Annotated in this window: 18 protein-coding genes; 6 read left to right on the plus strand and 12 right to left on the minus strand. The window is 68.0% G+C overall.

The annotated features are described in order from the left end of the window. Window position 1 precedes the first annotated feature (1 nt). Genes CSC66_RS04180 through CSC66_RS04190 form a run of 3 tightly spaced genes read right to left on the minus strand, consistent with a single transcriptional unit; the run spans window position 2 to window position 5714 of the window. Window positions 2-2167 carry a DUF4391 domain-containing protein gene (locus CSC66_RS04180; RefSeq protein WP_162376117.1) on the minus strand — a complete coding sequence of 722 codons (2166 nt, stop codon included), beginning with the start codon at window positions 2165-2167 and terminating at the stop codon, window positions 2-4. Then, window positions 2164-5451 carry a helicase-related protein gene (locus CSC66_RS04185; protein WP_162376118.1) on the minus strand — a complete coding sequence of 1096 codons (3288 nt, stop codon included), beginning with the start codon at window positions 5449-5451 and terminating at the stop codon, window positions 2164-2166. The genes CSC66_RS04180 and CSC66_RS04185 overlap by 4 nt, the downstream gene beginning before the upstream one ends. Then, complete coding sequence (locus CSC66_RS04190) at window positions 5451-5714, minus strand: helix-turn-helix domain-containing protein (RefSeq protein ID WP_425501026.1); 264 nt, start codon at window positions 5712-5714, stop codon at window positions 5451-5453. The genes CSC66_RS04185 and CSC66_RS04190 overlap by 1 nt, the downstream gene beginning before the upstream one ends. A gap of 353 nt (window positions 5715-6067) precedes the next feature. Between CSC66_RS04190 and CSC66_RS04195 the strand changes: the two genes are divergently transcribed. Together CSC66_RS04195 and CSC66_RS04200 are read left to right on the plus strand one after the other, a co-directional pair. Beyond that, a complete protein-coding gene (locus CSC66_RS04195; RefSeq protein ID WP_162376119.1) occupies window positions 6068-6241 on the plus strand; it encodes a hypothetical protein in 174 nt (57 codons plus the stop codon). A 24-nt stretch (window positions 6242-6265) separates the two neighbouring features. Beyond that, a complete protein-coding gene (locus tag CSC66_RS04200) occupies window positions 6266-6442 on the plus strand; it encodes a hypothetical protein (protein WP_162376120.1) in 177 nt (58 codons plus the stop codon). 88 nt (window positions 6443-6530) lie between these two features. Here the strand turns inward: CSC66_RS04200 and CSC66_RS17780 are convergent, their stop codons facing one another. Further along, window positions 6531-7142, minus strand: coding sequence for a copper resistance protein B (locus CSC66_RS17780; protein WP_379655865.1), 612 nt, complete (start codon window positions 7140-7142; stop codon window positions 6531-6533). Window positions 7143-7163: 21 nt separating this feature from the next. On the opposite strand from CSC66_RS17780, the gene CSC66_RS17785 reads away from it, so the two are divergent. Further along, a complete protein-coding gene (locus CSC66_RS17785) occupies window positions 7164-7691 on the plus strand; it encodes a hypothetical protein (RefSeq protein WP_379655866.1) in 528 nt (175 codons plus the stop codon). Here the strand turns inward: CSC66_RS17785 and CSC66_RS04210 are convergent. The 3 genes from CSC66_RS04210 to CSC66_RS04220 form a co-directional block, all read right to left on the minus strand. Continuing rightward, window positions 7637-9523 (minus strand): copper resistance system multicopper oxidase, encoded by a 1887-nt coding sequence (locus CSC66_RS04210; RefSeq protein ID WP_162376122.1) that lies wholly within the window; start codon window positions 9521-9523, stop codon window positions 7637-7639. The genes CSC66_RS17785 and CSC66_RS04210 overlap by 55 nt on opposite strands. Before the next feature lie 86 nt (window positions 9524-9609). Next, window positions 9610-10020 carry a hypothetical protein gene (locus tag CSC66_RS04215; RefSeq protein ID WP_162376123.1) on the minus strand — a complete coding sequence of 137 codons (411 nt, stop codon included), beginning with the start codon at window positions 10018-10020 and terminating at the stop codon, window positions 9610-9612. 124 nt (window positions 10021-10144) lie between these two features. Beyond that, a complete protein-coding gene (locus tag CSC66_RS04220) occupies window positions 10145-13606 on the minus strand; it encodes a hybrid sensor histidine kinase/response regulator (RefSeq protein WP_162376124.1) in 3462 nt (1153 codons plus the stop codon). A gap of 178 nt (window positions 13607-13784) precedes the next feature. Between CSC66_RS04220 and CSC66_RS04225 the strand changes: the two genes are divergently transcribed. From CSC66_RS04225 to CSC66_RS04235, 3 genes are read left to right on the plus strand one after another with little or no spacing between them, the layout of a single operon-like run. Next, window positions 13785-15182, plus strand: coding sequence for an MFS transporter (locus tag CSC66_RS04225; RefSeq protein ID WP_162376125.1), 1398 nt, complete (start codon window positions 13785-13787; stop codon window positions 15180-15182). Next, window positions 15179-17551 (plus strand): GH36-type glycosyl hydrolase domain-containing protein, encoded by a 2373-nt coding sequence (locus CSC66_RS04230; RefSeq protein WP_162376126.1) that lies wholly within the window; start codon window positions 15179-15181, stop codon window positions 17549-17551. Before CSC66_RS04225 ends, CSC66_RS04230 begins: the two co-directional genes overlap by 4 nt. Continuing rightward, window positions 17548-18054: a gluconokinase gene (locus CSC66_RS04235; protein ID WP_238394263.1), complete on the plus strand. Its 507-nt coding sequence runs from the start codon at window positions 17548-17550 to the stop codon at window positions 18052-18054. Before CSC66_RS04230 ends, CSC66_RS04235 begins: the two co-directional genes overlap by 4 nt. A 132-nt stretch (window positions 18055-18186) precedes the next feature. Here the strand turns inward: CSC66_RS04235 and CSC66_RS04240 are convergent, their stop codons facing one another. From CSC66_RS04240 to CSC66_RS04260, 5 genes are all read right to left on the minus strand, one after another. Beyond that, window positions 18187-19575 carry an FAD/NAD(P)-binding protein gene (locus tag CSC66_RS04240; protein WP_162376127.1) on the minus strand — a complete coding sequence of 463 codons (1389 nt, stop codon included), beginning with the start codon at window positions 19573-19575 and terminating at the stop codon, window positions 18187-18189. Window positions 19576-19612: 37 nt separating this feature from the next. After that, entirely contained in the window at window positions 19613-21028 is a 1416-nt protein-coding gene (cls, locus tag CSC66_RS04245) for a cardiolipin synthase (protein ID WP_162376128.1), read from the minus strand. Between the two features lie 129 nt (window positions 21029-21157). Then, complete coding sequence (gene rpmG / locus CSC66_RS04250; protein ID WP_013536507.1) at window positions 21158-21322, minus strand: 50S ribosomal protein L33; 165 nt, start codon at window positions 21320-21322, stop codon at window positions 21158-21160. Window positions 21323-21335: 13 nt separating this feature from the next. Next, window positions 21336-21572 (minus strand): 50S ribosomal protein L28, encoded by a 237-nt coding sequence (gene rpmB, locus CSC66_RS04255; protein ID WP_162376129.1) that lies wholly within the window; start codon window positions 21570-21572, stop codon window positions 21336-21338. Window positions 21573-21825: 253 nt separating this feature from the next. After that, a complete protein-coding gene (locus tag CSC66_RS04260; protein WP_162376130.1) occupies window positions 21826-23640 on the minus strand; it encodes a DUF885 domain-containing protein in 1815 nt (604 codons plus the stop codon). Window positions 23641-23860: the final 220 nt, after the last annotated feature.

The raw sequence follows: 23860 nt of genomic DNA on the forward strand, positions 1-23860 counted from the left end.
CTTATTCCTCTGGCTCCACGCGAGGCTTGACCAATGTTTTCTTCTTTCCGCCGAACTCTTTTTGGATGCCATCGCGCACGACTTTGACCTGGCGAATACCAGATCGATGGCCGCCCTCCATGTCATGTTCGATGGGGTTGTAATCCACGATTTTCCCGAGCAGGTCTGTTTTGCTCAGCTTGCGCATACGTGCCAACCGCTCGGCGGCCTGCGCAATGCTTTCATAGCCTGTGGCTGCACGCTGTACAGTCGGCGCTTGGTATGGGTCGGAGATTTTCAGGATCGGCACCACGGCCCGATTGAGCTTATCCATGATGTCGCGGTTCGCATCGAGCTGAATGAGCAGCTCCCCGATCTGCTGATCTTCTGTATTACCTAGCTTGTGCTCGGCAGCGCGCTCACTTTCGGTTACACGACCGAGCTTCATCCAGTAGTCGGCCACATCTGGAGAGATATCGACTGCATCCTTGAAGTGCTTCTTGAGGGCGCGGGTAATGTCGGCATGGGTAGGCCAAGCGGCCTCCATGGCCTTCAGGATTTCCTTGTCTGTGCGATTCTGGCGAGAAAGAACGAGCGCAGCCTCGAGCAGGTTGACTTGAACTTTGTGGATCAGGAGCGAGGATTCAATGAACCGTGTCCATGAACCCGTAGAAAGCAACTTCTTTCCATCCTGCAGAAGCCGGTAGGTTTCAGCTTGCAGGGCGTGGGAGAAGCGCAGTTCGATCAAGCGCACCAAAACCCCTAATGAGGCCTCGATGCTGGCGTTGAGCGCTTCCGAATCTGCATCAACTGCGCCTCGCACGAAGGCTTGCACGCAGGTGGAAAGTGCTGATCCAGGCTCCTGTCCGACATCGCCATCGTAGTTGCGGGAGACTTCAGCCAACGATTCGAAAATGCGGCGCACGCGCTTGATGCGTGTGTCGGCAGACTCTACGGTTTTGAGGGTGCCTTGCGGCTCAGTAAGCTGACGGATGCCGTCTGCCAGATTCTCACTCTTGCTCAGCAAAATGCGGAGCAATTCCTTGCGGGTATTGTTGGCCGTGTCGATCGCAAGCGCCTCGCGGGCGCAATAGGCCAGAAGCCATGGCTCATCTGTATAAGCCAAGGCCTTGGCGGCGTATTCCTTTTCGTCGCCGTCGGACAACGTCTCGATACTGGCGGGTTCCTCGGAGAAAATTTCGCTCACGCGGGAATAGACTTCCGATTCCCGGCCTCGCGCGACGGCCGCCAATCGCCCCAGAATTGCAGCGGCGAAGAGTTCTTCTCCGCTAGGCGCTGTCTCCGTTAGGTTGACCACGGCTTCGACCACCTGGCCCAACTGCTTATCTCTCAGCAACGCCTGATGCTGCTGTTGCTTCATGGCCTGGGTAAGCAGGCCATTGAGGGTTTTCAGGTCGGCTGCTTCGAGGATCTGGTTGACCGTAACTTCAGCAGGGGCATTCATAGTGGGCAACTCATTGGCCTTAAACGTCGGATCCAGCTTGCGGTAGCCCAGCTGATCCAGTTGAGTGCGCAGCTTCCGCACAGTGGCATTGAGCTCAATCTTGCGATTGAACTGTTTTTCTTTCTCAAGAGCTGAGACGATCTTGTCCAGTTCGCGCTTTGCGGCTCCAATCTTGTCAAAACGCTCAATCAGGGCGCGCAACGGCTCATTGGGACGTGCAGGCAGGGGAATCAGGCACAGCAGCAGGCGTTCGTAGAGGACGGCCAGGTTCAGCGCCGTCGGAAGGTCGGTACGCCCGCTGTCCGTGGGCAACCATGGCGTGGCGAAATACTCCGAGAGCAGCAGCTTGCCCGTGACATCGCCGCCCCGAGGGCGCTTGAAGCTGGCGATGACCTGCACGCGGCCATCATGGTGGAGCTCGAACAGGATCGGGTGGTTGATCGCCCCATCAATGCAGCGCAACACGTCTTGATGCAGCTCCGGTGTTTTGAGCTGGATACTGAAAATCTGGATTTCCGACACGCCGTCCTTGGCTGAGAGATTGATCGTCTCCGTCGCCAGCTTGGCGAGCCAGGTGATCTGCTCGACTTCCTTCACGAACAAGTCTTTCAGGCGCGAGCTCACCGCCGCATGTTCGTAGAACTTGGTCTTGGGAACGACACGATTGACGGCTGCTTTCGCAGGCCATGCGATCAGAGCCGGGGACGCCTTGCCACTGCTCACGCTGTCTCCTGTACCACGAGGAAGGAGATCAGCTCGAAATCATCCAGCCCGCTGATGGTCTGGGTCAGGGCGCTGGTCTTGCCGCCGGAGAATAGGCTGTCGATGTCCTTCTCTTCCTTGAGTTCGATCATTGAGCGGATGGCTTTTCCCAGCAGCTCGGAGTAGGGCTGCATCTTGCGTCCATCTGCCGTGGCTTTGTTGAACTTCTGACACAAGTCCGCGATGGGTTCTGATTGACCCTTGCAGCAGGTACGCGCCAGATCGAGAAGGCGCTTGACCTCGGTGTGGTCATGGATGGTCCGGCCATCGTTGCCCATGTAAATCAGGTAGTACGGATGCAGGCGATTGTGCTGCGGCAGGTTTGCTGGTGGATTCACTGCACCATTGCGGTTGCGCAGAGTAAAGAACACGCCTGGCTGCAAGCCACGCTCCGGGTTGGCCGCAACAATCGCGTGCAGGCCATTGGGCGCGCTCTCCAGGTCGCCATGGGTCTTGACGTAATTCAGCAAGTCCATGCGGAAGTCGTTGAGACCAAGATCGGTGATGGCTACGCCCGTCTTGAGATCCTCCAGTTCGATCACTTCTTCCTGCAAACGCCGCAACTGCTCCTTGCGATAGGACATGTCGTTCGCTTGCGCAGAGAGGACGTTGTCATCGCCGGTGGCGGTCACATCCACTAGGGTCATGCGGCTTTCGACGCGCTCCTTGAGGCGGATGTACTCGTCCAGCGAGATGTCAGGCCAATAGTTCGCCAGCTGGATGCACTGATTGGGTGAACCGATGCGATCCACGCGACCGAATCGCTGGATGATGCGCACCGGGTTCCAGTGGATGTCGTAGTTGATGAGGTAGTCGCAATCCTGCAGGTTCTGACCTTCGGAAATGCAATCCGTACCGATCAGCACTTCGACATCGTTTGGCTCGTTGTGTAGCACCAGCGCTTTGTCTTTCGAGCGTGGCGAGAACAACGTGAGCAATTCCTGGAAGTCGTAGCCACGGCCCAGCGTGGACTGTGGCGCACCCTTGCCTGTCACCTTGGCGGTGTGCAGCTTGAGATCCGTCAGGGCTGGCGTCAGGTTCCTGTAGAGATAGTCCGCGGTATCGGCGAAGGCGGTGAAGATCAGCACCTTCTTGTTGCCGGGGTTGATCGGGTTGGCGATTTTTTCCAGAACATGTGCCTTCAGGTGTTGCAGCTTGGCATCGTGTTCCGGCGTGATGTCACGCATGGCCTCAAGCAAGGCTTCGATGTGCTCGAGATCCTGGTTCAGGTCGAATTGCCAACGCGGCAGATCCATGTCAGCCAAGTTGATCTTGACCTTGCCTTCGATGCTGCGGTCCAGTTCGTCGTCCGGCAGATCGTCTTCGTCGCCCTCCAGTTCATCGAGGACTTCGGTGTAGTCCTCGACGCTGCCACCTTCCACCTGGCGGAAGTTGGCGATCTTGTCCAAGGTGCGGACGTGATTCTTGCGGAGGGACTCAAGCGTCAACCGGAAGGCCTCGACCGAGCTTTCCAACCGTTTGAGCAGGTTGACCGTCATCAACCGCTGCAGGCTCTTTTCGCGGTCAGCCTGGCGCAGCGTGCCCTTGTTGCCGCCGACCTTGGTGTCGTAGATGTCTTCGTACTTCCTGATCCTGCTGGGCAGGATGTAGCTGACTGGCGCGTAGACCGACATCCTGATCTGGGTAAGCAGAGCGAAGATGTCATTGAAGCTCATCGTCCCGTCTTTCTCGGACAGGGGTTGATGGAAGGAGAGAGGCTTGCGGCGTTCCGGGAATTGGCCGATGTCGCTGGTGTCGTAGAAGGTCTGGATGTGCTTGCGTGAGCGCGCGATGGTCACGCTGTCCAGCAGCTCGAAGAAGTCGAAATCCAGTCCGTCCAGAATGGCACGGGGCGTGCGTTCTTCCGGAGGCAACTTCGACCAGGTGTTGAAGGCCTTCTGCGCGTTGCGGAACACCTCCTCCACCGTCTTGCTGGTGCGCAGCTTCTTGCTCAAGTTCTCCGAGTCGCCCTCATAGGCCAGCGCCAACTGGTTGCGCAGATCGTTGAAGCGGTTGTTGACCGGGGTAGCGGAAAGCATCAGTACCTTGGTCTTCACGCCGGTACGAATGACCTGATTCATCAGGCGCTGATAGCGGGTTTCTCGCTCCTTGACCGCATCGTTGTTGCGGAAGTTGTGCGATTCGTCGATGACAACCAGGTCGTAGTTCGCCCAGTTGATCCGATTGAGCGGGATGCCATGCGAATCACCGCTGGTGCGGTTCAGGTCGGTGTGGTTCAACACGTCGTAGTTGAACCGGTCACGCGCAAGAATGTTCGTCTTGAGGTTGTGGCGATACGTCAGCCAGTTGTCCGCCAGCTTTTTTGGACAAAGCACCAACACGGACTTGTTGCGCAGCTCGTAGTACTTGACCACCGCCAATGCGGTGAAGGTCTTGCCCAAGCCCACGCTGTCGGCAAGGATGCAACCGCTGTACGTCTCCAGCTTGTTGATGATGCCGGTGGCCGCGTCCTTCTGATAGTTGAAGAGCTTGTTCCAGATCAAGGTGTCCTGATAGCCGGTGCGGTCGTTCGGGAGAACGTCCTCGTCAACCTCATCGAGGAATTCATTGAAGATGTTGTAAAGCATCAGGAAGTAGATGCTTTCCGGTGAGTTTTCCTTGTAGACCGTGTCGATGTGATCGCAGACCTGCTTGGTCACGTCCTCGAGCTTGTCCGAGTCGTTCCAGATCTGCTCGAACAGGCTCAGGTACGTGGCGGTGAAGCTGGGCTCGTCGATCTTGTTGACCAGATTCGATACCGCATTGCCTTGCTGGTAGCCCAGATCGACAGCTGTGAAGCCATGCAAAGGCATGTAGGCTGCGGCTGCGCCGTTGGCCTCACTCTGCACGCAGGCGAATTGCTGCATGGGTGACTTGCTGCGGTTGCTCTTGAACCTGGCCTTGCGCCGCAGCCAATCCGCACACTCGCGGGCGATGGCGCGCTGGGTGAGCTTGTTGCGCAGCTGTATCTCGAATTCGCTGCCGTACAGGCTGCGCTCGCGTTCCAGCTTGGGGATGTGGAACTCGCGACGCTCCTTGCGGATATTGTCCATCATCTCCTCGGCCACGAAGGACGGCGAGGTGAAGATGAACTCCAGTTCGTCGATCTGCTCAAGCTCGGCCTTCAGGGCTTCGTAGGCATACATCGAGAAGCAGGACGCCGCCACCTTGAGCCTGGCTCCAGGACGGAGACTTTGCTTGAGGTCATCGCCGAGCAAGTGGCTGATGTTGTCGATGATCTCCATCAGCGCCGCCCTTTCTTCGCCGTGGCTGGCTTGGCAGGTGCGCGCTGGTTGGAGTTCTGGTCGATCCAGTGCTCCAGCTCCGAGCGGCGGAAGCGCCAGGTGCCACCAAGCTTGAAGGCCGGAATCTCGCCACTCTGGGCAAAGCGATAGACCGTGCGCTTCCCGGCCTTGAGGAAGGCAGCGACCTCATCCAGTGTCAGGATTTCCCCTTCCAGGTTGGTTGTCCCCATGACCGACATCCGCTGTTTGGCAGGAGTTGCCAAGTCTGGCCAATCCTACATCGACAGCCGCCACTGGGGTCTACTGCAAGCGAGGTCTATCTGACATCCTCGGAGCCTCGGAGTCTCTGCTGCCTTGAACGTACGGCAGGTGAAGCAGGCACTCCAAGCGTGTCCACCGTGATCCAGCGCTATCTCCTCAATCTGTGAGTCAGATAGTGAGTCACAACCAAATCCACATAAAGACAATAACCAGTAGAAACAATAGGTTATTCGATTCAATTTGGATGCTGGTGGGCCCACCACCGCCCGGCGCCGCTCGTCGACCACCGCCGGGCACGCTTGCCGGTCCCCGGATGCGGCGGACCGTGGAGCCCATCCTCACGTGATGCGGCTGGATGTCCATTCCACGAGCCAACAGCCAGGAGAAAGCCACGAACAGCAATGCCAGCAGGGCGGTGCTTGTGCCGATCTTCGTATCCGCCGGGGGGCTCGCCGCCTGCGCCAGCACCCCACGCGATGCCAACACCTTCGGGCGCGGCGTGTCGGGCGAGGTGCAGAGTGTGGAATGAGGAACGATCGAGGCGGTGCGCGCCGTGGCGATCGAGAGCGGGCGCCGCCTCACCAGCGACACCCCCGCGGTCGAGTTCACCGTGCGCCTGGAGTCGGGCAAGTCGATCGTGGTCGTGCAGCCGGGTTCGGTGGGCGACTACCGCGTCGGCGACCGCGTGCGCGTCACCAATGACGGCTCGCAGACCCGGGTGGCCCGCTGAGCCGCACGCCCGCGTAAACACGGCGTTGATCCGGAAGCGTGGCCGGCACTTGCAGCCGGCCGCGCGTCCTTGATACGGGCCAGTCCCGCTAGAACCACCAGCGCACGCCTGCCACCCAGCGGGTCTCGCGCGTGGCTTCGCCCTCGTCACGGCGATAGTCGGCGGTGCCGCCGAACGTGCGCTCGTGCACCACGCCCAGGTAGGGCGCGAAACGCCGGGTGACCTCGTAACGCAGGCGCAGGCCGGCCTCGGCCGAGGACAATCCGGATCCAATGCCGCGCACCGGGTCGTCCTGGCCACGCAACTCGAGTTCCAGCACCGGCTGCAGCACCAGGCGGTTGGTCAGCAGCAGTTCGTACTCCGCCTCGGCGACGAGGGCGCTGTGTCCGCGCTCGCCGATATAAGCGGTCGCCGATACCTCGAACTTGTATGGCGCCATGCCCTGGACCCCGATCACAGCCCAGTCCTGCGATGGTCCTGGCGCGAAGTCATGGCGGATGCCGGCCACCACGTCCCACCACGCGCTGATGCCGCGGCCGTAGAGCACTTCCAGGTCGGCAGCGGCGGTGCGGCCATGTTCGCGTTCGCCCTCGCTGCGCAGCCACAGCCGCTGCGTGTCGCCGCCGATCCAGGCGCTGCCCTCCCAGGCCTGGCCGGTGCCCGGATCGGCGTCCCAGGCCTCGAACCGGTTGAAGCGCACCAGGCTGTTGATCGATGCGCCATGCGCGTGGCCTTCGTGCAGGTGCGGGAAGGCCGCGGCCCGGTCGGCCTCGGTCGGCACCGGGATTGGCTCGCGCGGCAGCGAGGCCGCTGGCGACGGCGATGCGGCATGGCCGGCATGCGGGACATGCGCGGCATGGGGATCGGCATTGGCTGCTTGCGGGGCCAGGGTTGCGTGATCGCCCGTGGCGGCCGCGCCATGATCGCCATGCGCGTGCGCCGTCCGGGGTTCTGCCTCACCAGAGCCTGCAACCGCCGCTGTGTCGGCTGCGTGCGCGTGCGCCGGATCCGCCTGACCCTGGCGGTGCGCGGCGTGCGTCGCAGGTTCGCCATGATGGTCTGCGTGTGCGGCGTGATCCTGTTGCTCATGGTGGCCCGCGTGGCTGGCGTGGCCGGCGCCGTGCGCCTGGGGCGCGGCCGCAGCGGGCAGCGCGACCAGTGCGCCGATTGCCAGGACGAGCATCGATGGCCGGCTCATGCGCGTTCCTCCACGCGCACTTCGCGCATCATGCCCGCTTCCATGTGGTAGAGCAGGTGGCAGTGGTAGGCCCAGCGGCCGAGTGCGTCGGCACGCACGCGGTAGCTGCGGCGCGTGCCAGGCGGCATGTCGATGGTGTGCTTGCGTACCTGGAACGCACCGTCGGCATCCTCCAGGTCGCTCCACAGTCCGTGCAGGTGGATCGGGTGCTGCATCATCGTGTCGTTGACCAGCACGATGCGCATGCGCTCGCCGTAGTTGAGCCGCAGCGGCTCGGCGCTCGAGAACGGGATCCCGTCGAACGACCAGGCGAACTTCTCCATGTGCCCGGTCAGGTGCAGCTGCACTTCGCGGCCGGGCTCGCGGCCGTCGGGGTCGTCGAACAGGCTGCGCAGGTCGGCATAGGCGAGCACGCGGCGGCCGTTGCCGCGCAGGCCGATGCCGGGATCGTCCAGGCGCGGCCCGGTGGGCGAGGACTGCATGTCCACCAGCGGGTTGCCGCGTTCGCTGGGCGGATGCACGACCGCACCGGCGCCATGGGAGGACGCCGCGTGCATCGAGTGGCCCGGACCGGCTGCAGTCGCTGCGTGGCTGGCGTCGGCAGGCGGCGACATCGCCGCGCCGCAGCCGCCTTCCGCGCCATGCGCCATCGCCGCACCACAACCGCCTTCGCCGCCGTGCTTCATCATCGCGCCGCACCCGCCCTCGGCCGTCGAGGGTCCATGGCCGGCGTGCGCGCCGTGGGCCATGTCCTCCATGGTCAGCAGGGGACGCGGATCGTTGGCCGGCACCGGTGCCGCCAGGCCATGGCGTACCGCCAGCGTGCCGCGGGCGAAGCCGGTGCGGCCCATGTCCTGGGCGAAGATCGTGTAGGCGTCCTGGCCGGACGGTTCGACGATCACGTCGTAGGTCTCGGCCGCGCCGATGCGCAGCTCGTCGACCGTCACCGGGTGCACGTACTGCCCGTCGGCCGCGACCACGGTCATCTTGAGCCCGGGGATGCGCACGTCGAAGTAGGTCATCGCGCCGGCATTGACCAGGCGCAGCAGCACCTTCTCGCCGGGCCGGAACAGGCCGGTCCAGTTGCCCGCCGGCGGTTGCCCGTTGAGCAGGTAGGTGTAGGTGTGGCCGTTGACGTCGGACAGGTCGCTGGGGGTCATCCGCATGCGGCCCCACATGCCGCGGTCGGCGAGCGTGGCGCGCAGGCCGTCCTCGCCCACGTCGCGGGCGAAGTCGCCGACGGTGCGCTTGTAGTAGTTGTCGTAGGACGGGGCTTTCTTCAGCCGCCGGAACAGCGCCGCAGGTTCCAGGTCGGTCCAGTCCGACAGCAGCAGCACGTGCTCGCGGTCGTAGCGGTACGGGGGCGGCTGCATCGGATCGACGATGATCGCGCCGTACAGGCCGGCCTGCTCCTGGAACATCGAATGGCTGTGGTACCAGTAGGTGCCCGACTGCCGCAGGGTGAAGCGGTACAGCCAGCTCTCCCCCGGCGCGATGCCGTCGAAGCTCATGCCCGGCACGCCGTCCATGTTGGCCGGCAGCAGGATGCCGTGCCAGTGGATCGAGGTAGGCGCGTCGGCGAGCCGGTTGGCCACGCGCAGGGTGACCGTGTCGCCCTCGCGCCAGCGCAGCAGCGGCGCGGGCAGCCGGCCGTTGACGGTGATCGCCTGGCGCGGTTGGCCGGTGATGTTCACCGTGGTGGCACCGATGTCCAGGTCGAACTTGGTGCCGGTTAGGACGCCGGTGGCGGCGGGCGAGGCGAACGCCGGCGCGCGCAGCAGGCCGCTGCCCCCGGCAAGCCCGGCGAAGGCCAGGCCCTGGACGAAGCGTCGGCGCGACAGCGCCGCCGGAAAGGAAGGCGGGAAGGAACGGGTATCGGTCATGACGGATCCAGCGGTGTCCCGCGCAGTCGATGCGCAGGCTCGGGACGAGGGACCGCGCGGGCGCGCGGCGGCGGCTCGGGGACGTGTCAGCCGATCGGCGGGCGATTGGGTGGCGCCGATGCCGGTCCGCCACGGGCGACCGAACCGCGGGCCTGCGGGCGGTTGAACGGCGTCGCCGTCGGCACGGCGCATGCCATGCCCGCCAGCGCGGGCGCTGCGGAGGGGCAGGCGCATGCGGGGCCGCAGGGGTGGGTGCCGTCGCCATCCGCGCAGCAGTCGCCGGCCGACTTCGTCCCGGCGGGCTTGTCCTGCCCATGGTGCAGGTCCATGTCCGCGGTGGTCGCCGGTGCCTGGTGGCAGGGGGACGACACGTGCCGCTCGACCGCTGTGGGCGCCGCCGACGTGCTGACGCCGGCCGCCGCATGGGCGTGCGCCGGCGCGCCTGGCAGCAGGGCCAGGACGAACACGAACACAGCGAGGCGCGACAGGAGGTTCATCGGTGGGGGCAGGACGGCTGCCGCCACGGTAAGCCAGGAAGGTCGATCGATCAACGCACGGCGCATGAACAACGTGGCCAGCCTGCGGCGGCCCGCGTACCAGCGGGGCCCCCTCTGGCGGCGCTCACGCGTCGGCGCGGGCGTTCTGCGTTGCCGGTACCTGGGCGGCCAGCCAGGCACGCAGCGAGGCCGGCTTCACCGGTTTGGTCAGCAGTCGGTAACCGCGCTGGCGGGCGTGGCGCTTGAGGTCGTCGCGGCCGTCGGCGGTGAGGAGGGCGCCTGGAATGGCCCCGCCGGCGGCGCGCAGCGCATCGAGCGCATCGAGGCCGTCTAGGCGGTCGTGCAGGTGGTAGTCGACCAGCATCGCCTGCGGCGCGCTGTCGACCACCCGCGCCAGCGCCTGGTCCACGGTGCTGGCGGTGATCGCGGTGGCCTGCCAGCGCGAAAGCAGGGCGCGCATGCCGTCCAGGATCTCCTGGTCGTTGTCCACACACAGCACCCGCAGTCCGGCCAGCGAGCCCGGATCCGGCAGGCCGGAGGCCGACCGTGGCGCCGGCATCGGCGGGGCCGCGGCGGCGCGCGGCACGGTGATCGAGAACATGCTGCCGCGCCCCACCGCGCTGCGCGCGTCCAGCCGGTGCTCGAGCAGGCGCGAAATGCGCTGGCAGATCGACAGGCCAAGCCCGAGGCCGCGCTCGCCCCAGTCGAAGGGCTGCTGGTAGCGGTGGAACTCGTCGTAGATCTGGCGCATGTGCTGCTCGGGAATGCCCGGACCGGAATCCCAGACCTGCAGCGCGACTTCGTCGCCGTGCACGCGCATGCCCAGCACGATCCGGCCCTGGCGGGTGTAGCGCAGGGCGTTGGCGAGGAAGTTCTGCAGCACGCGGCGCAGCAGGCGACGATCGCTGCGGACATGGCAGGCACGGGCGTGCACGCGCAGGTCCAGCCCGCGGCCGGCCGCCACCGGCGCGTACTGGGCGGCCAGTTCGCGCAGCAGCTCGCCGGCGTCGAACGCGCGCACGTCCGCCTGCAGCGCGCCGGTGTCGAGCCGGGAGACGTCGAGCAGGCCGTCGAGCAGTTCCTCGGCCGCGCGCAGCGAGGCGTCCACGCGCTCGGCCAGGTGCTGCTGCTCGTCCGGCTGGCCGCTGTCGCGCAGCGCCGAGGCGAACAGGCGCGCGGCGTTGAGCGGCTGCAGCACGTCGTGGCTGATCGCGGCCAGGAAGCGGGTCCGCGACTGCTGGGCGTTCTCCGCCTCGCGGGTGCGCTCGGCCACGCGCTGCTCCAGGTTCTCGTTGGCTTCGCGCAGCGCCTGCTCGGCATGCTTGTAGGCGGTGATGTCGTTGTAGCTGGTGACGTAGCCGCCGCCGGGCAGGGCCTGGCCGCGCATCTCGATCACGCTGCCGTCGGCGCGCACCCGCTCGAACACATGCGGCCGGCCGTTGCGCATGTGCTCGATGCGCCGGCGCACCTGGACCTCGATCTCGCCGTCGCCCAGTTCGCCGCGTTCGGCGTTGTAGCGGATCAGGTCGGCGACCGGACGGCCGACGTAGAGCATGCCCGCCGGATAGCCGAACATCTGCTGGTAGCGGCGGTTCCACGCCACCAGGCGCATGTCCGGATCGACCACGCTGACGCCGGCGCTGATGTTCTCCAGGGTCGTGGAGAGGATCTCGCGGTTGAAGCGCAACTCCTGGCCGGCTTCGTCGAGCAGCGACATCACCTCGCTCAGGTGCATGCCCGAGCCGCGCAACACGCTGGTCAGCACCAGGCGCGCCGAGGCGGCGCCGATGGAGGCCGCCAGCAGCCGCTCGGTGAACTGGATCCAGGCCCGGTCGGCGGCGGCGGCCGGCTGCAGTTCGCGGCCGAGCGCGATCGCCTGCTCGGCGAAGGCGCGGCGTGCATGTCGTTCGCCGACGATCCGCACCGCCAGCGCGAGCAGGTCGCCGATGCTGACGTTGCCCGGCCACTCGGTCGGCACCAGGGTCTGCCGCTCGGCGTAGGGATCGAGGAACGGCGCGATCCGCAGCCGTTCGTCGACGCTGGGCCGCCAGCGCGCGGACACCAGCATCATCACCGCGCTGTTGAGCAGCAGCGACCAGAACGTGCCGTGGGTGAGCGGGTCCCAGCCGCTGAGGCCGAACAGCTGCTGCGGGCGCAGCCAGTGCAGCCCGAACGGGCCGGCCTCGATCCAGGCCTGGTCGAAATGCCCGGAACTGGACAATGCCGGCAGCAGCAACGTGTAGATCCACGTGGCGAAGCCGACCAGCAGGCCGAACTCGACCCCGCGCCGGCTGGCGCCGCGCCAGTACAGGCCGCCGATCAGGCCGGGCGCGAACTGCGCCACTGCGGCGAAGGCCATCAGCCCGTAGGCTGCCAGGGTGGTGTCGCCGCCGATCCAGCGGTAGTACGCGTAGGCGGCCAGCGCCAGCAGCAGGATCGACAGGCGCCGCACCCACAACACCAGCGAAGCGACGTCGGCAGCCGCATGGCGTTCGCCCCAGCCGCGGCGCAGCAGCACCGGCATCACCAGGTCGTTGCTGACCATCGTGGCCAGCGCGATGCTGGCCACGATGACCATGCCGGTGGCGGCGGAGAACCCGCCGACGTAGGCCGCAAGCGCCAGCGCATCGCGGCCCTCGGCCAACGGCAACGCCAGCACGAAGGTGTCGCTGGACACGCCGCCGTTGCCGCCGAACAGCGCCACGCCCGCCGAAGCGATCGGCACCACCATCAACGAGATCACCAGCAGGTACGCGCCGAACATCCAGCGCGCCTTGCGGATGTCTGCGACGTCGCCGCATTCGACCACCGCCACCTGGAACTGGCGCGGCAGGCAGACGATGGCGAGGAAGCTGAGCAGGGTCTGGGCGAGGAAGCCGACCGGCGGCGACTCCTGGAACAGGGTCCTGGCCGAGTCGGCGATCCGGATCTGGTGCCCGCCCAGCCAGCTCCAGGCGAACAGGCCGACCGCCACCATCGCCACCAGCTTGACCAGCGATTCCAGCGCGATGGCCAGCATCATGCCGTGGTGGTGCTCGGTGGCGTCGACCTGGCGGGTGCCGAACAGGGCCGCGAACAGGGCCATCAGCAGGGCCACGTACAGCGCCGGGTCGGCGGCGATCCCGACCTGGCCTGCATCCTGGCCCGACAGCACGGTCAGGCTCATCGCCACCGCCTTGTACTGCAGCGCCACGTAGGGCACCACGCCGACCAGCGCGATCACGGTGACCAGCGCGGCCAGGCGCCGGGAACGGCCGTAGCGGGCGGAGATGAAGTCGGCGATGGACACCGTGTTCTGGCTGCGCGCGATCAGCGCCAGCCGTTCGATGGTCCGCCAGCCGAACAACAGCAGCAACAGCGGCCCGAGATAGATCGGGAGGTAGCCGATGCCGTTGCGCACGGCGCTGCCGACCGCGCCGTAGAACGTCCATGACGAGCAGTACACGGCCAGCGCCAGGCTGTAGACCGCCGGCCGCAGCCACGGCCGGTCCGGATACATCGGGCGACGGTCGCCCCACCACGCCACCGCGAACAGCAGCGCGGCGTAGCCGACCGACACCAGCAGCAGGATCCAGCTCGGGACCAAGGCGGCCCTCCCTCACCCGGGGCCTGCGAGTGTACTGCGGCGCATGGTCGTGGCGTCCGCCGGCGCGCTTGCCTGCACGCGCCAGCGGCGGCAAGCTCGCCCCTGATGTCGAACCAGGCGCCACGCCGGGTGGGCCCGGTGGCCCGCCAATGCGCGCGCCACCGCAGGGGCGAAGCGCATGCAGCACGACGGCACGGCCACTACGACGCATCCAGGGAAGGGCGACGGCGATCCGCGCCTGCCGCTGCGCGAGAAGGCCGGCTACGGCATCGGCGATTTCGGCTTCAACCTCTACTGGGCCAACATCTCCGCGTTCCTGCTGATCTTCTATACCGACGTCATGGGCCTGGCCGCGGCGGCGGTCGGCACCATGCTGCTGGTGACCAAGATGTTCGACGCGGTCACCGATCCGCTCATGGGCGCCCTCGCCGACCGGACGAGCACGCGCTGGGGCCGCTTCCGGCCATGGATGCTGTGGGGTGCGCTGCCGCTGGCGGTGGCCGGCGTGCTCACCTGGACCGTGCCGGGCCTGGAGGGCGGCGGCCGCCTGCTGTGGGCCTATGCCACCTTCAGCCTGATGATGCTGGCCTATACGGTGCTGGCGATGCCGTACTCGGCGCTGTCGGGCGTGATGACCGCCGACAGCCAGCAGCGCACCACCCTGATCAGCTTCCGCTTCATCGCCGCGTTCGCCGGCACCACCGTGGTGAACTGGCTGACCCTGGACCTGGTGCGCTTGCTCGGCCGCGGCGACGAGGCCCTGGGCTGGCAGCTGACCCAGGGCCTGTACGGGCTGGTCGCGATCGCCTGCTTCGCCACGGTGTTCCTGTCCACGCGCGAACGCATCGAACCGCCGCGCCAGGCGCAGCGCACGCCCGTGCGGCAGGACCTGCTGGACCTGCTGCACAACCGGCCCTGGCTGGTCCTGTTCGCGCTCGCGCTGATCATCATGGTCACCATCGTCATGCGCAGCGGCTCGCTGGTGTACTTCCTCAAGTACCACGTCGAGCGGCCGGAACTGACCGGCGCCTTCCTCGGCAGCTACTCGATCGCGCTGGCGATCGGCGCGGCGTCGACGCCGCTGCTCACCCGGTTCGCCGACAAGAAGCGGCTACTGGCCTGGCTGATGGCCGGCGTCGGCGTGCTCAGCTGCGCGATGTACTTCGTCCCGCGCGACGCCATCGGCGCGCTGCTGGTGCTCAACTTCGCGATCGGGCTGCTGCTCGGTCCGAAGTCGCCGCTGGCGTTCTCCATGTACGCCGACTGCGCCGACTACACCGAGTGGAAGACCGGGCGGCGGGCCACCGCGATGACCTTCGCCGCGGCGACCTTCTCGCAGAAGCTGGGCGGTGCGCTGGCGTCGGCGCTGATCGCCTGGGGCCTGGCGGCAATGGGCTACGTCGCCAACCAGGCGCAGAGCGATGCCTCGCGGCTGGGGATCGTGCTGTTGCTGACCGTGGTCCCGGGCGTGGTGGCGCTGCTGGCGGCCTGGGTGATGCGGTTCTATCCGCTCGACGACCCGGCCCTGGCCCGGATCCAGTCGGACCTGCGCGCGCGGCGCGAGGCGGCGGCATGAGCGCCGCGCCCTGCAGGTTCGAGGCCGACGGGCAGCGCGTCGTGCTCGACAGCCCCACCGCCATGCCGCAGGCGTCCACGTTCCTGTGGAACCGGCGCATGCTGCTCCAGCTCAACTGCCGGGGTTACGCCACCGCGCAGTTCATGCAACCCGAACCGGCCAAGTACGCGCATGCGCCGACGCTGGAAGCCAGGACCTTCATGCAGCCGGAGCAGCCGTACTACGCCCACCACCCGGGGCGCTTCTGCTACGTCAAGGACGAGGACGGGCCGCTGCTGTTCTCCGCGCCGCATGCGCCGGTCAACCGCGCACCCGACAGTTTCGCGTTCTCGGTCGGCACGGGCGACGTGGCGTGGACGGTGGCGTGCGATGGCATCGAGGTGGAACTGGCGGTGCTGCTGGCCGCCGATGACGTGGCCGAGCTGTGGACGCTGCGCGTGCGCAACCGTTCCAGGCGTACCCGCCGGCTCAGCCTGTATCCGTACTTCCCGGTCGGCTACATGTCGTGGATGAACCAGTCCGGCGCCTGGCGCGCCGACCTGGGCGCGATCGTCTGCCAAAGCGTCACCCCCTACCAGAAGGTCGCCGACTACTTCCGCCAGCGCGATTTCCTCGACCGCACCGTGCTGGTCGCCGAGCGCATGCCTGATGCCTGGGAAGCCAACCAGGCTGCGTTCGAGGGCGAAGGCGGGCTGCACGCGCCCGATGCGATCACCGGGCAGGAGCGCCTGTCCTGCGGCGATGCCCTGTACGAGACGCCGGTGGCGGCGCTGCAGTACCGGGTGGCGCTGGAGCCGGGCGAAGAGCAGGAGTACCGCTTCGTGTTCGCGCCGGCGCGCGACGACGCGCAGGTCGCCGCGCTGCGCGCGCGCCACCTGTCCGCGCGCGATTTCGCCGAGGCCGCCGCCGCCACGGCCTCCTACCTGGACGAAGGCCGTGGCTGCCTGCGCATCCGCACGCCCGATCCGTGGTTCGACGGTTTCGCCAACCACTGGCTGCCCCGCCAGGTCTACTACCACGGCGATTCCAACCGCCTGACCACCGACCCGCAGACGCGCAACTACCTGCAGGACCACATGGGCATGGCCTACCTGCGCCCGGCCACGGCGCGCGCGGCCATCCTGCATGCGCTGTCGCAGCAGGAAGCCAGCGGCGCGATGCCCGACGGCATCCTGCTCGTGGAAGGCGCGGAGCTGAAGTACATCAACCAGGTGCCGCATACCGACCATTGCGTGTGGCTGCCGGTGTGCCTGCAGGCGTACCTGGACGAAACCGGCGACGACGCCCTGCTCGACGAACCGGTGGTCGACCGCGATGGCCGCGGCGCCAGCGTGGCCGAGCGGATTGACCAGGCCATGCAATGGCTGCTGCGGCAGCGCGACGAGCGCGGGCTGAGCTTCATCGCCCAGGGCGACTGGTGCGATCCGATGAACATGGTCGGCTGGCAGGGGCGCGGGGTCTCCGGCTGGCTGTCGCTGGCCAGCGCGCATGCGCTCGGCCTGTGGGCGGACATCTGCGCGCGCCGCGGGCGCGCGGCGGAGGCCGCGGAGTTCCGGCAGGGCGCACAGGCGTTCAACGACGCGATGAACGCCCACCTGTGGGACGGCGACTGGTACGGCCGCGGCATCACCGACGATGGCGTCGCCTTCGGCGTGGCCGCCGATGCCGAGGGTCGCATCTACCTCAACCCGCAGAGCTGGGCGATGCTCAGCGGCGCGGCCGATCCGCAACGGCGCGGGCGGTTGCTGGCCGCGGTCGATGCGCAGCTGGTCTCGCCGCACGGCGTGGCGATGCTCGATCCGCCCTACACCGGCATGCGCGACGATGTCGGCCGGCTGACCCAGAAGTTCCCCGGCTCGGCCGAGAACGGCGCCGTGTACAACCATGCCGCCGCGTTCTACCTGCACAGCCTGTACCACGTGGGCGAGGCCGACCGGGCCTGGCAGGTGCTGCGCGCGATGCTGACCTGGCCGGATGCGGCCGAGTGCGTGCAGCGCGGCCAGCTGCCGGTGTTCGTGCCCAACTACTACCGCGGTGCCTGGCGCCTGCATCCGCGCACCGCCGGCCGCTCCAGCCAGCTGTTCAACACCGGCACCGCGGCCTGGCTCTACCGCTGCCTGGTGGAGCGTCTGTTCGGCCTGCGCGGTGATGGTGCGGGCCTGCGCATCGAACCCCAGCTGCCGTCGCACTGGACGCGTGCGTCGGCGTGGCGGCGGTTCCGCGGCGCCGAGTTCGAGGTCGAGATCGAGCGCGTCGCCGACGCGACCGAAGCGCGGGTGTGGGTCGGCGGCGCGCTGCTCGCCGGCGGCCGCCTGCCCTCGGTCGAGGCCGGGCGCCGCTACCGGGTGCGGGTGGAACTGCCGGCATGAGCGGAACCGCAGCCGTGGCCGTGGTGATGGGCGTGTCGGGAAGCGGCAAGACCACCCTGGCGCGCGCGCTGGCCGCTGCCTGGACGGCGACGTTCCTGGACGCGGACGACTTCCACAGCGACGAGGCGCGGGCATGGATGGCCAGCGGCCGGCCGCTGACCGACGCGATGCGGGTTCCGTGGGTCGAGCGCATCGCCGCGGAGCTGCGGCGGCGGGTCGCCGCGGGCGAACGGGTCACCCTCGCCTTCTCGGGACTGCGCCGCGGCCACCGCGACCTGCTGCGCGCCACCGGACTGCCGATGCGTTTCCTGTTCCTGGAGGGCGATGCGTCGCTGATCGCCGAGCGCATGCGCGCACGCAGCGGCCACTACATGCCGGTGTCGCTGCTCGACAGCCAGTTCGACGCACTCGAGGATCCGCGCGGCGAAGCGGATGTCACCGCGCTGGCGGTCGCACTGGCGCCGGAGGAGCAGTTGGCGCAGGCGTTGGCGGCGCTGGTGTAGGGTCGGCGCAGGCGCGGCGACCGCCAGCGTGCGCGCGAGCAGCATTGCGGGCATCGCCTTTGCATAAGGCACGGGCAGGCCAGCGGAAGTCGATCTGGCATCCACCTCGGTGTCGCCGATGAGGATCGGCTCCTACACGGGGGGTGCGGCGGGGTCGTCGCCGAGCCAGTCGCGGGCAATGGCTTCGGCCTGCACGCGCAGTTCGGGGATGGCGATGCTCTCCCAGGCCTCGCCCACGCGCAGGCTGCCGATCACGCGCAGGTCGTCCTGCGCATCGCCGGTGGCGTCGAGCATCCGGCCTTCCCGGTCCGTGGCCAGGCCGATGCCATGCGCGCCCGCGCATGCATGGCCATCGCCGAGCAGCTGGTCGAGCAACGGGTTGCGCATGGCCTGCACGCGCATTTCCAGGCCGGTGGCATTGATGACGTGGTCCACGTCCAGCGCCAGCAGGCCGCCGTTGCGGGTGCGCGCGGTGAGCTGCACGCAGCGCTCGCCGGCCAGCGCCATGTCCAGCCGCGCGCGGTGCAGGTGCAGGCGGCCGGCTTCGCGCAGGTCCTGCAGCACCGCATGCACCGCCGGGGCGACCCGGTGCCGGTGGATGTCCCAGTGGCGTGCCGCATGGCGCAGGAAGCGGCGCTGCTCGGCCGCCGGCAGCGAACGCCACAGCGCCTGGCCATGCGGCCGCACCCGCTCCATCACCGCCTGCCATGGCAGGCCATGCGCTGCGGCGGCGCGCATCTGCCGGCGCAGTGCGCGCAGCCGTTCGCGCGTGCCCAGCGGATGCAGCGCGTCCACCTCGAACGCGTGTACTTCGTGCGTGCATGCGTGCGACAGCGGCAGCAGCCCATGGCGCGACAGCAGGTGGACCTGGCCACGATGGCCGTTGGCGGCCAGCGTCACCACCGCGTCGGCCATGCTCAGGCCGGTGCCGACGATGCACACGTCCGCGGCGGCGTCGATCGTGGCGACCCCGGCATAGTCCCAGGCATCGACCAGGCGCGGCCGCGCGAGCGAACCGGACCCGCGCACCGGCAGTGGCCGCGGCGCGTTGCCGGCGGCGAGCAGCACGCGGGTCGCCTCCGCCTGCCCGCCCGGCCATTCCAGCCGCCAGGTGTCGTGCCGGCGTTGCAGCGTGGCGATCCGTTGCGGCACCACCTCCAGCGTGGCGACGCTGGCCGCGCGTGCGGCTTCCAGGCGATCGGCCAGGTAGGCCGCATAGTCGCGCCGCGGCGCATAGCCGCGCGCCAGTGCTTCCCGGCCGCTACCGGCGTGGCCGGGGCGCGCCGCCAGCCAGTCGAGGAAGTCGTCGGGCCGGTCGGCGAACGCGCTCATCCGCCCGCTCGGCACGTTGAGCAGATGCTCGGGACGTTCGGTCGAGTAGGCCACGCCGCGGCCAGGTCGCCCGCCCGGCTCGAACAGGACGATCCGCAGCGGCGAGGCGGCCCGTCGCAGGCACTGGATCGCGGCCAAGGTGCCGGAGGCGCCTCCACCGACGATCGCGATGTCGAAACCGGACTGCATGCGGACGATTCTACCGGTCGGCCCCGCGGCGGCGGGACTACATGAACGAATCGGCCAGGCGCGAGAGCCCTTCTAGGCTGCGCCGCCAGGACGGCCGCCGGCGCCACTGGTCCAGCGACAGCATCTCCGAGTGCAACAGGTAATCGGCCTCGATCTCGTGCATCCGCGCCACCACGCGCGCGTCGTAGCAGAGCAGGCCGATCTCGGCGTTCAGCGCGAACGAGCGGATGTCCAGGTTGATCGAACTGACCAGTGCGACCGAGTCGTCCACGCTCAGGTGCTTGGCGTGCATGAAATGCGGCTGGTACAGCGCGATCCGGACCCCCGCCTCGAGCAGCTCCTCGTAATAGGACTGCTGCGCCAGCAGCAGCAGGCGCTTGTTGTTGGTCGCCGAGAGGATCAGCTGCACGTCCACCCCGGAGAGCGCGGCAATGCGCAACGCGCTCATGGTCGCGTCGTCGGGGACGAAGTACGGCGTGGTCAGGACCAGCCGGTGCTGGGCCAGGTGGATCAGCGAGTTGACGGTCTCGCCCGCGTTGCCGAACGGATAGGCCGGACCGCTGGGCAGCAGCTGCGCGGCCACGTCGTCGGCGTGCACCGGGCGCAGCGGCGAGACCTCGAGCGTCTCGCCGGTCTCCAGGTACCAGTCGCTGGCGAACACGGCCTCCATGTGCGAGACGATCGGCCCGCGCGCGCGCGCGACCAGCTCGCGGTTCGGATGGCCGGGGACGAACACCGCGTCGGCCAGGTTCTGCGAACCGACGTAGCCCACGTGGTCGTCGATCACCGCGATCTTGCGGTGGTTGCGCAGGTCCATGCGGCTGCTGCGCCGCCAGCGCAGGCCGCCGGGCATCATCCGGTGCACGTCCACGCCGGCCGCGCGCAAGGGCGCGGCGAAGCGCCTGTAGCCGCGCTTGGCGCCGACCGCGTCGAGCAGCACCCGGCAGCGCACGCCACGGCCGGCCGCGCGCCTGAGCGCATCGGCCACCGCGGCGCCGACCGCGTCGTCGAACATCAGGTAGTACAGCAGGTGCACGCGCTCGCGCGCCGCGTCGATGTCGGCGATGAGCGCGGAGATCGAGCCGTCGTAGTCGTCGAGCAGTTCGACCGCGTTGCCGCGCACCGGCATGAAGTCGCCCATCCGCTCCACCAGCGGCACCGTTTCCGCGGCAGGCCCGGTCGGCGGCGGCTCCCAGCGCAACGCGCGCTGCGGCAACTGGCCCTCACGGATCGCCGCCGAGGCCTGGTCCTGGCGCCGGCGGCGCTGCCTCGAGATCCACGGCTGGCCGACCAGCAGGTACAGCGGCAGGCCCAGCAGCGGCAGGAAGAACACCAGCAGCAGCCAGCTGCGCGCCGCGGCGGGCACCGAGCGGCTGGGGATCCACCACAGCGCGGCCAGGCGGATGCTCCAGTCCAGTGCCAGCAGGGTGGTGCCGAGCGTCCAGTAGTCCATGGCGCGGCCGGTTCGGGGCGGGAGCCCCGATTCTGCCCGGAAACCGCGCCGCCGGCGCCACAACGCAAAAGCCCGCCTGGAGGCGGGCTTTGCGGATCGAACCGGGCGCGGGCCCGGCAGCCGGAAGGCTTATTTGATCTTGCCTTCCTTGTAGATCACGTGCTTGCGGATGGTCGGATCGTACTTCTTGATCTCCATCTTGCCGGGCGTGTTCTTCTTGTTCTTGTCGGTGGTGTAGAAGTGGCCGGTGCCGGCCGAGGAGATCAGGCGGATCTTGTCGCGCTTGGAAGCCATGGTCGATTACTCCTCAGATCTTCTCGCCGCGCGCGCGCAGCTCGGCCAGAACGGAGTCGATGCCGTTCTTGTCGATGGTGCGCAGGGCAGCGGTGGAAACACGCAGCTTCACCCAACGGTTCTCGGAGGCCACCCAGAAGCGGCGCTCGTGCAGGTTGGGGAGGAAACGGCGGCGGGTCTTGTTGTTTGCGTGCGAGACGTTGTTGCCGGTCTGCACGCCCTTGCCGGTAACTTGGCAAACGCGGGACATACGCACCTCGAAAGGTCTGGTGTCGCCCATAGCCCGGGAGACGGCGGCCCCGCGGCCTTTCCCCCGTTGCCTGGCAAAGGCGGGATGGGCCGTACGCGATGCGGGAAGGGATTCGACCGTTGTGGCGGCCCCGGATCGCGCTCCCGGGCCGCCGATCCGGACGGGCCGGACACAGCGAGCCGCGCATTATGCCGGGGCAAGTGGCTGATTGCAACCGGGAATCCCGCCCGGACGCAGGCCGGCTGGCCGTGCTTCAGGGCGCCCGGGGCGACCCGCCAGCGGGCTCGCCGGCCCTGGCCGCATCGATGAAGGCGCCGATCCGCGCCTCCAGCACCGGCAGCGGCACCGAGCCCTCGGCCAGGATGGCGTCGTGGAAGGCGCGGATGTCGAAGCGCTCGCCCAGCTCGGCCTCGGCCCGGGCGCGCAGGCCGACGATGGCGATCTCGCCCAGCTTGTAGCTCAGCGCCTGGCCGGGCCAGGAGATGTAGCGGTCGACCTCGGTGGTGATCTCGTGCTCGGACAGGGCGGTGCGCTCGCGCAGGTAGGCCAGGGCCCGGTCGCGGCTCCAGCCGTAGTGGTGGATGCCGGTGTCGATCACCAGGCGGCTGGCCCGCCACATCTCGTAGGTCAGCCGGCCGAAGTCCTCGTACGGCGTCTCGTAGATGCCCATCTCCTTGCCCAGCTTCTCGGTGTACAGCGCCCAGCCCTCGCCATAGGCGGAGATGTAGCTGTCGCGGCGGAACGCCGGCAGCGCCTCCTGCTCCTGGCTCAGCGCCGCCTGCAGCGCGTGGCCGGGGGAGGACTCGTGCAGGGTCAGCGCCGGCAGGTTGTACAGCGGCCGCGAGGGCAGGTCGTAGGTGTTGACCCAGTAGGTGCCCAGGCCGCCGCGGCCGGCGGTCCAGAACGGGGCGATGTCGTCGGGCACCGGCACGATGGTGAAGCGGCCGCGCGGCAGGGTGCCGATGTAGCGCCCGATCTGGCCGTCCACGCGCTTGGAGATCCAGGCGGCACGGTCGAGCAGCTGCTGCGGCTCGGCCACGTAGAACTGCGGGTCGGTGCGCAGGAAGCGCAGGAAGTCCTGGAACCGGGTCGCCTCGCTGCCGCCCTCGAAGCCGAGCTGGTCGATGATGGCGTCCATCTCGCCCTGGATCCGCGCCACTTCGTCCAGGCCGATGCGGTGGATCTGCTGCGGGGTCAGGTCCAGCGTGGTGTAGCGGCGGATCTGCTGGCGGTACCAGGCCTTGCCGTCGGGCATCGCGCTGGCTGCCAGGGTGGTGCGGGCCCGTGGCACGTATTCGTCGTGGAAGAACACCCGCAGGCGCGCGAAAGCCGGGATCACCGACTCGGCGATCGCCGCCCGCGCCGCTTCGCGCAGCGCCTGCTGTTCGGCGGTGGGGATCCGCGCCGGCAGGTCCTTGAACGGCGCATACAGCGCCGATGCGGCCGGGTCCTCCAGGTCGGCGACCGCGGCGATCGAACCTTCGCGTCCCTCCAGCACCGGGCGCGGCACGCTGAAGCCGCGCGCCAGGCCGTCGCGCATGTTCGCCACCTGCTGGTCGAAGTAGCGCGGGACGTCGTGGAGGCGTGCGATGTAGGCGCGATATGCGGCCGCGGTCTGCATCGGCCGGCGGGCCATGAAGTTCAGGTTGGACCAGAACGAGCTGTCCGAGTTGAACGGCATCTGGTAGCCGCGCAGGCGGACGTCGTCGGCCAGGTCCTGGACCTGGGCACGGTAGATCGCCAGGTTGATCCGGTTGGCTTCCGACAGTTGTGCGGTGTCCAGCGCATCGAGCTGGCGCAGCACGTCGCTCCAGACGTCCAGGCGCGCCTGCTGCGCCGCGGCCGAAACGTCCGGCAGGCGCGGATTGAGGTTGCCTTCCTCGGCGACGCTGTCCTCGTCGCCCAGGCCGTTCTGCGCCTGGCGCCAGGTCCATTCCTTGCCGTAGATCGCCTCGAAGCGGGCGTCGACCTCGTTGGCGGTGGCTGCGACGGGCGGCCCGGCATGCGCCGCGATCGCTGTGGGCAGGGACAGGGCGAGCAGGAGGGCGACGGCCAGGGGACGGATCATGGAAGGTCGGTGCAGGCGGGCAGGCCCCGATGATCCCATCCCCATGCATCCGGGCCCATGGCCCGAAAGTCGTGAGGGCCCGTGACCGCGGTCGCGTCGCTACCGGCGGATCGCGCGGTTCGGGTGCCGCGGACCTGCATGCATGCGCAGCGCGCGGCCCCCGTTGATCGCAATCAATGCGCGCATGCGTACGGGCGATATGGTCGGGCCATCGTCCGGA

Origin of the sequence: Pseudoxanthomonas kaohsiungensis (genome assembly GCF_010211765.1) — a bacterium.
Classification (GTDB): domain Bacteria; phylum Pseudomonadota; class Gammaproteobacteria; order Xanthomonadales; family Xanthomonadaceae; genus Pseudoxanthomonas; species Pseudoxanthomonas kaohsiungensis.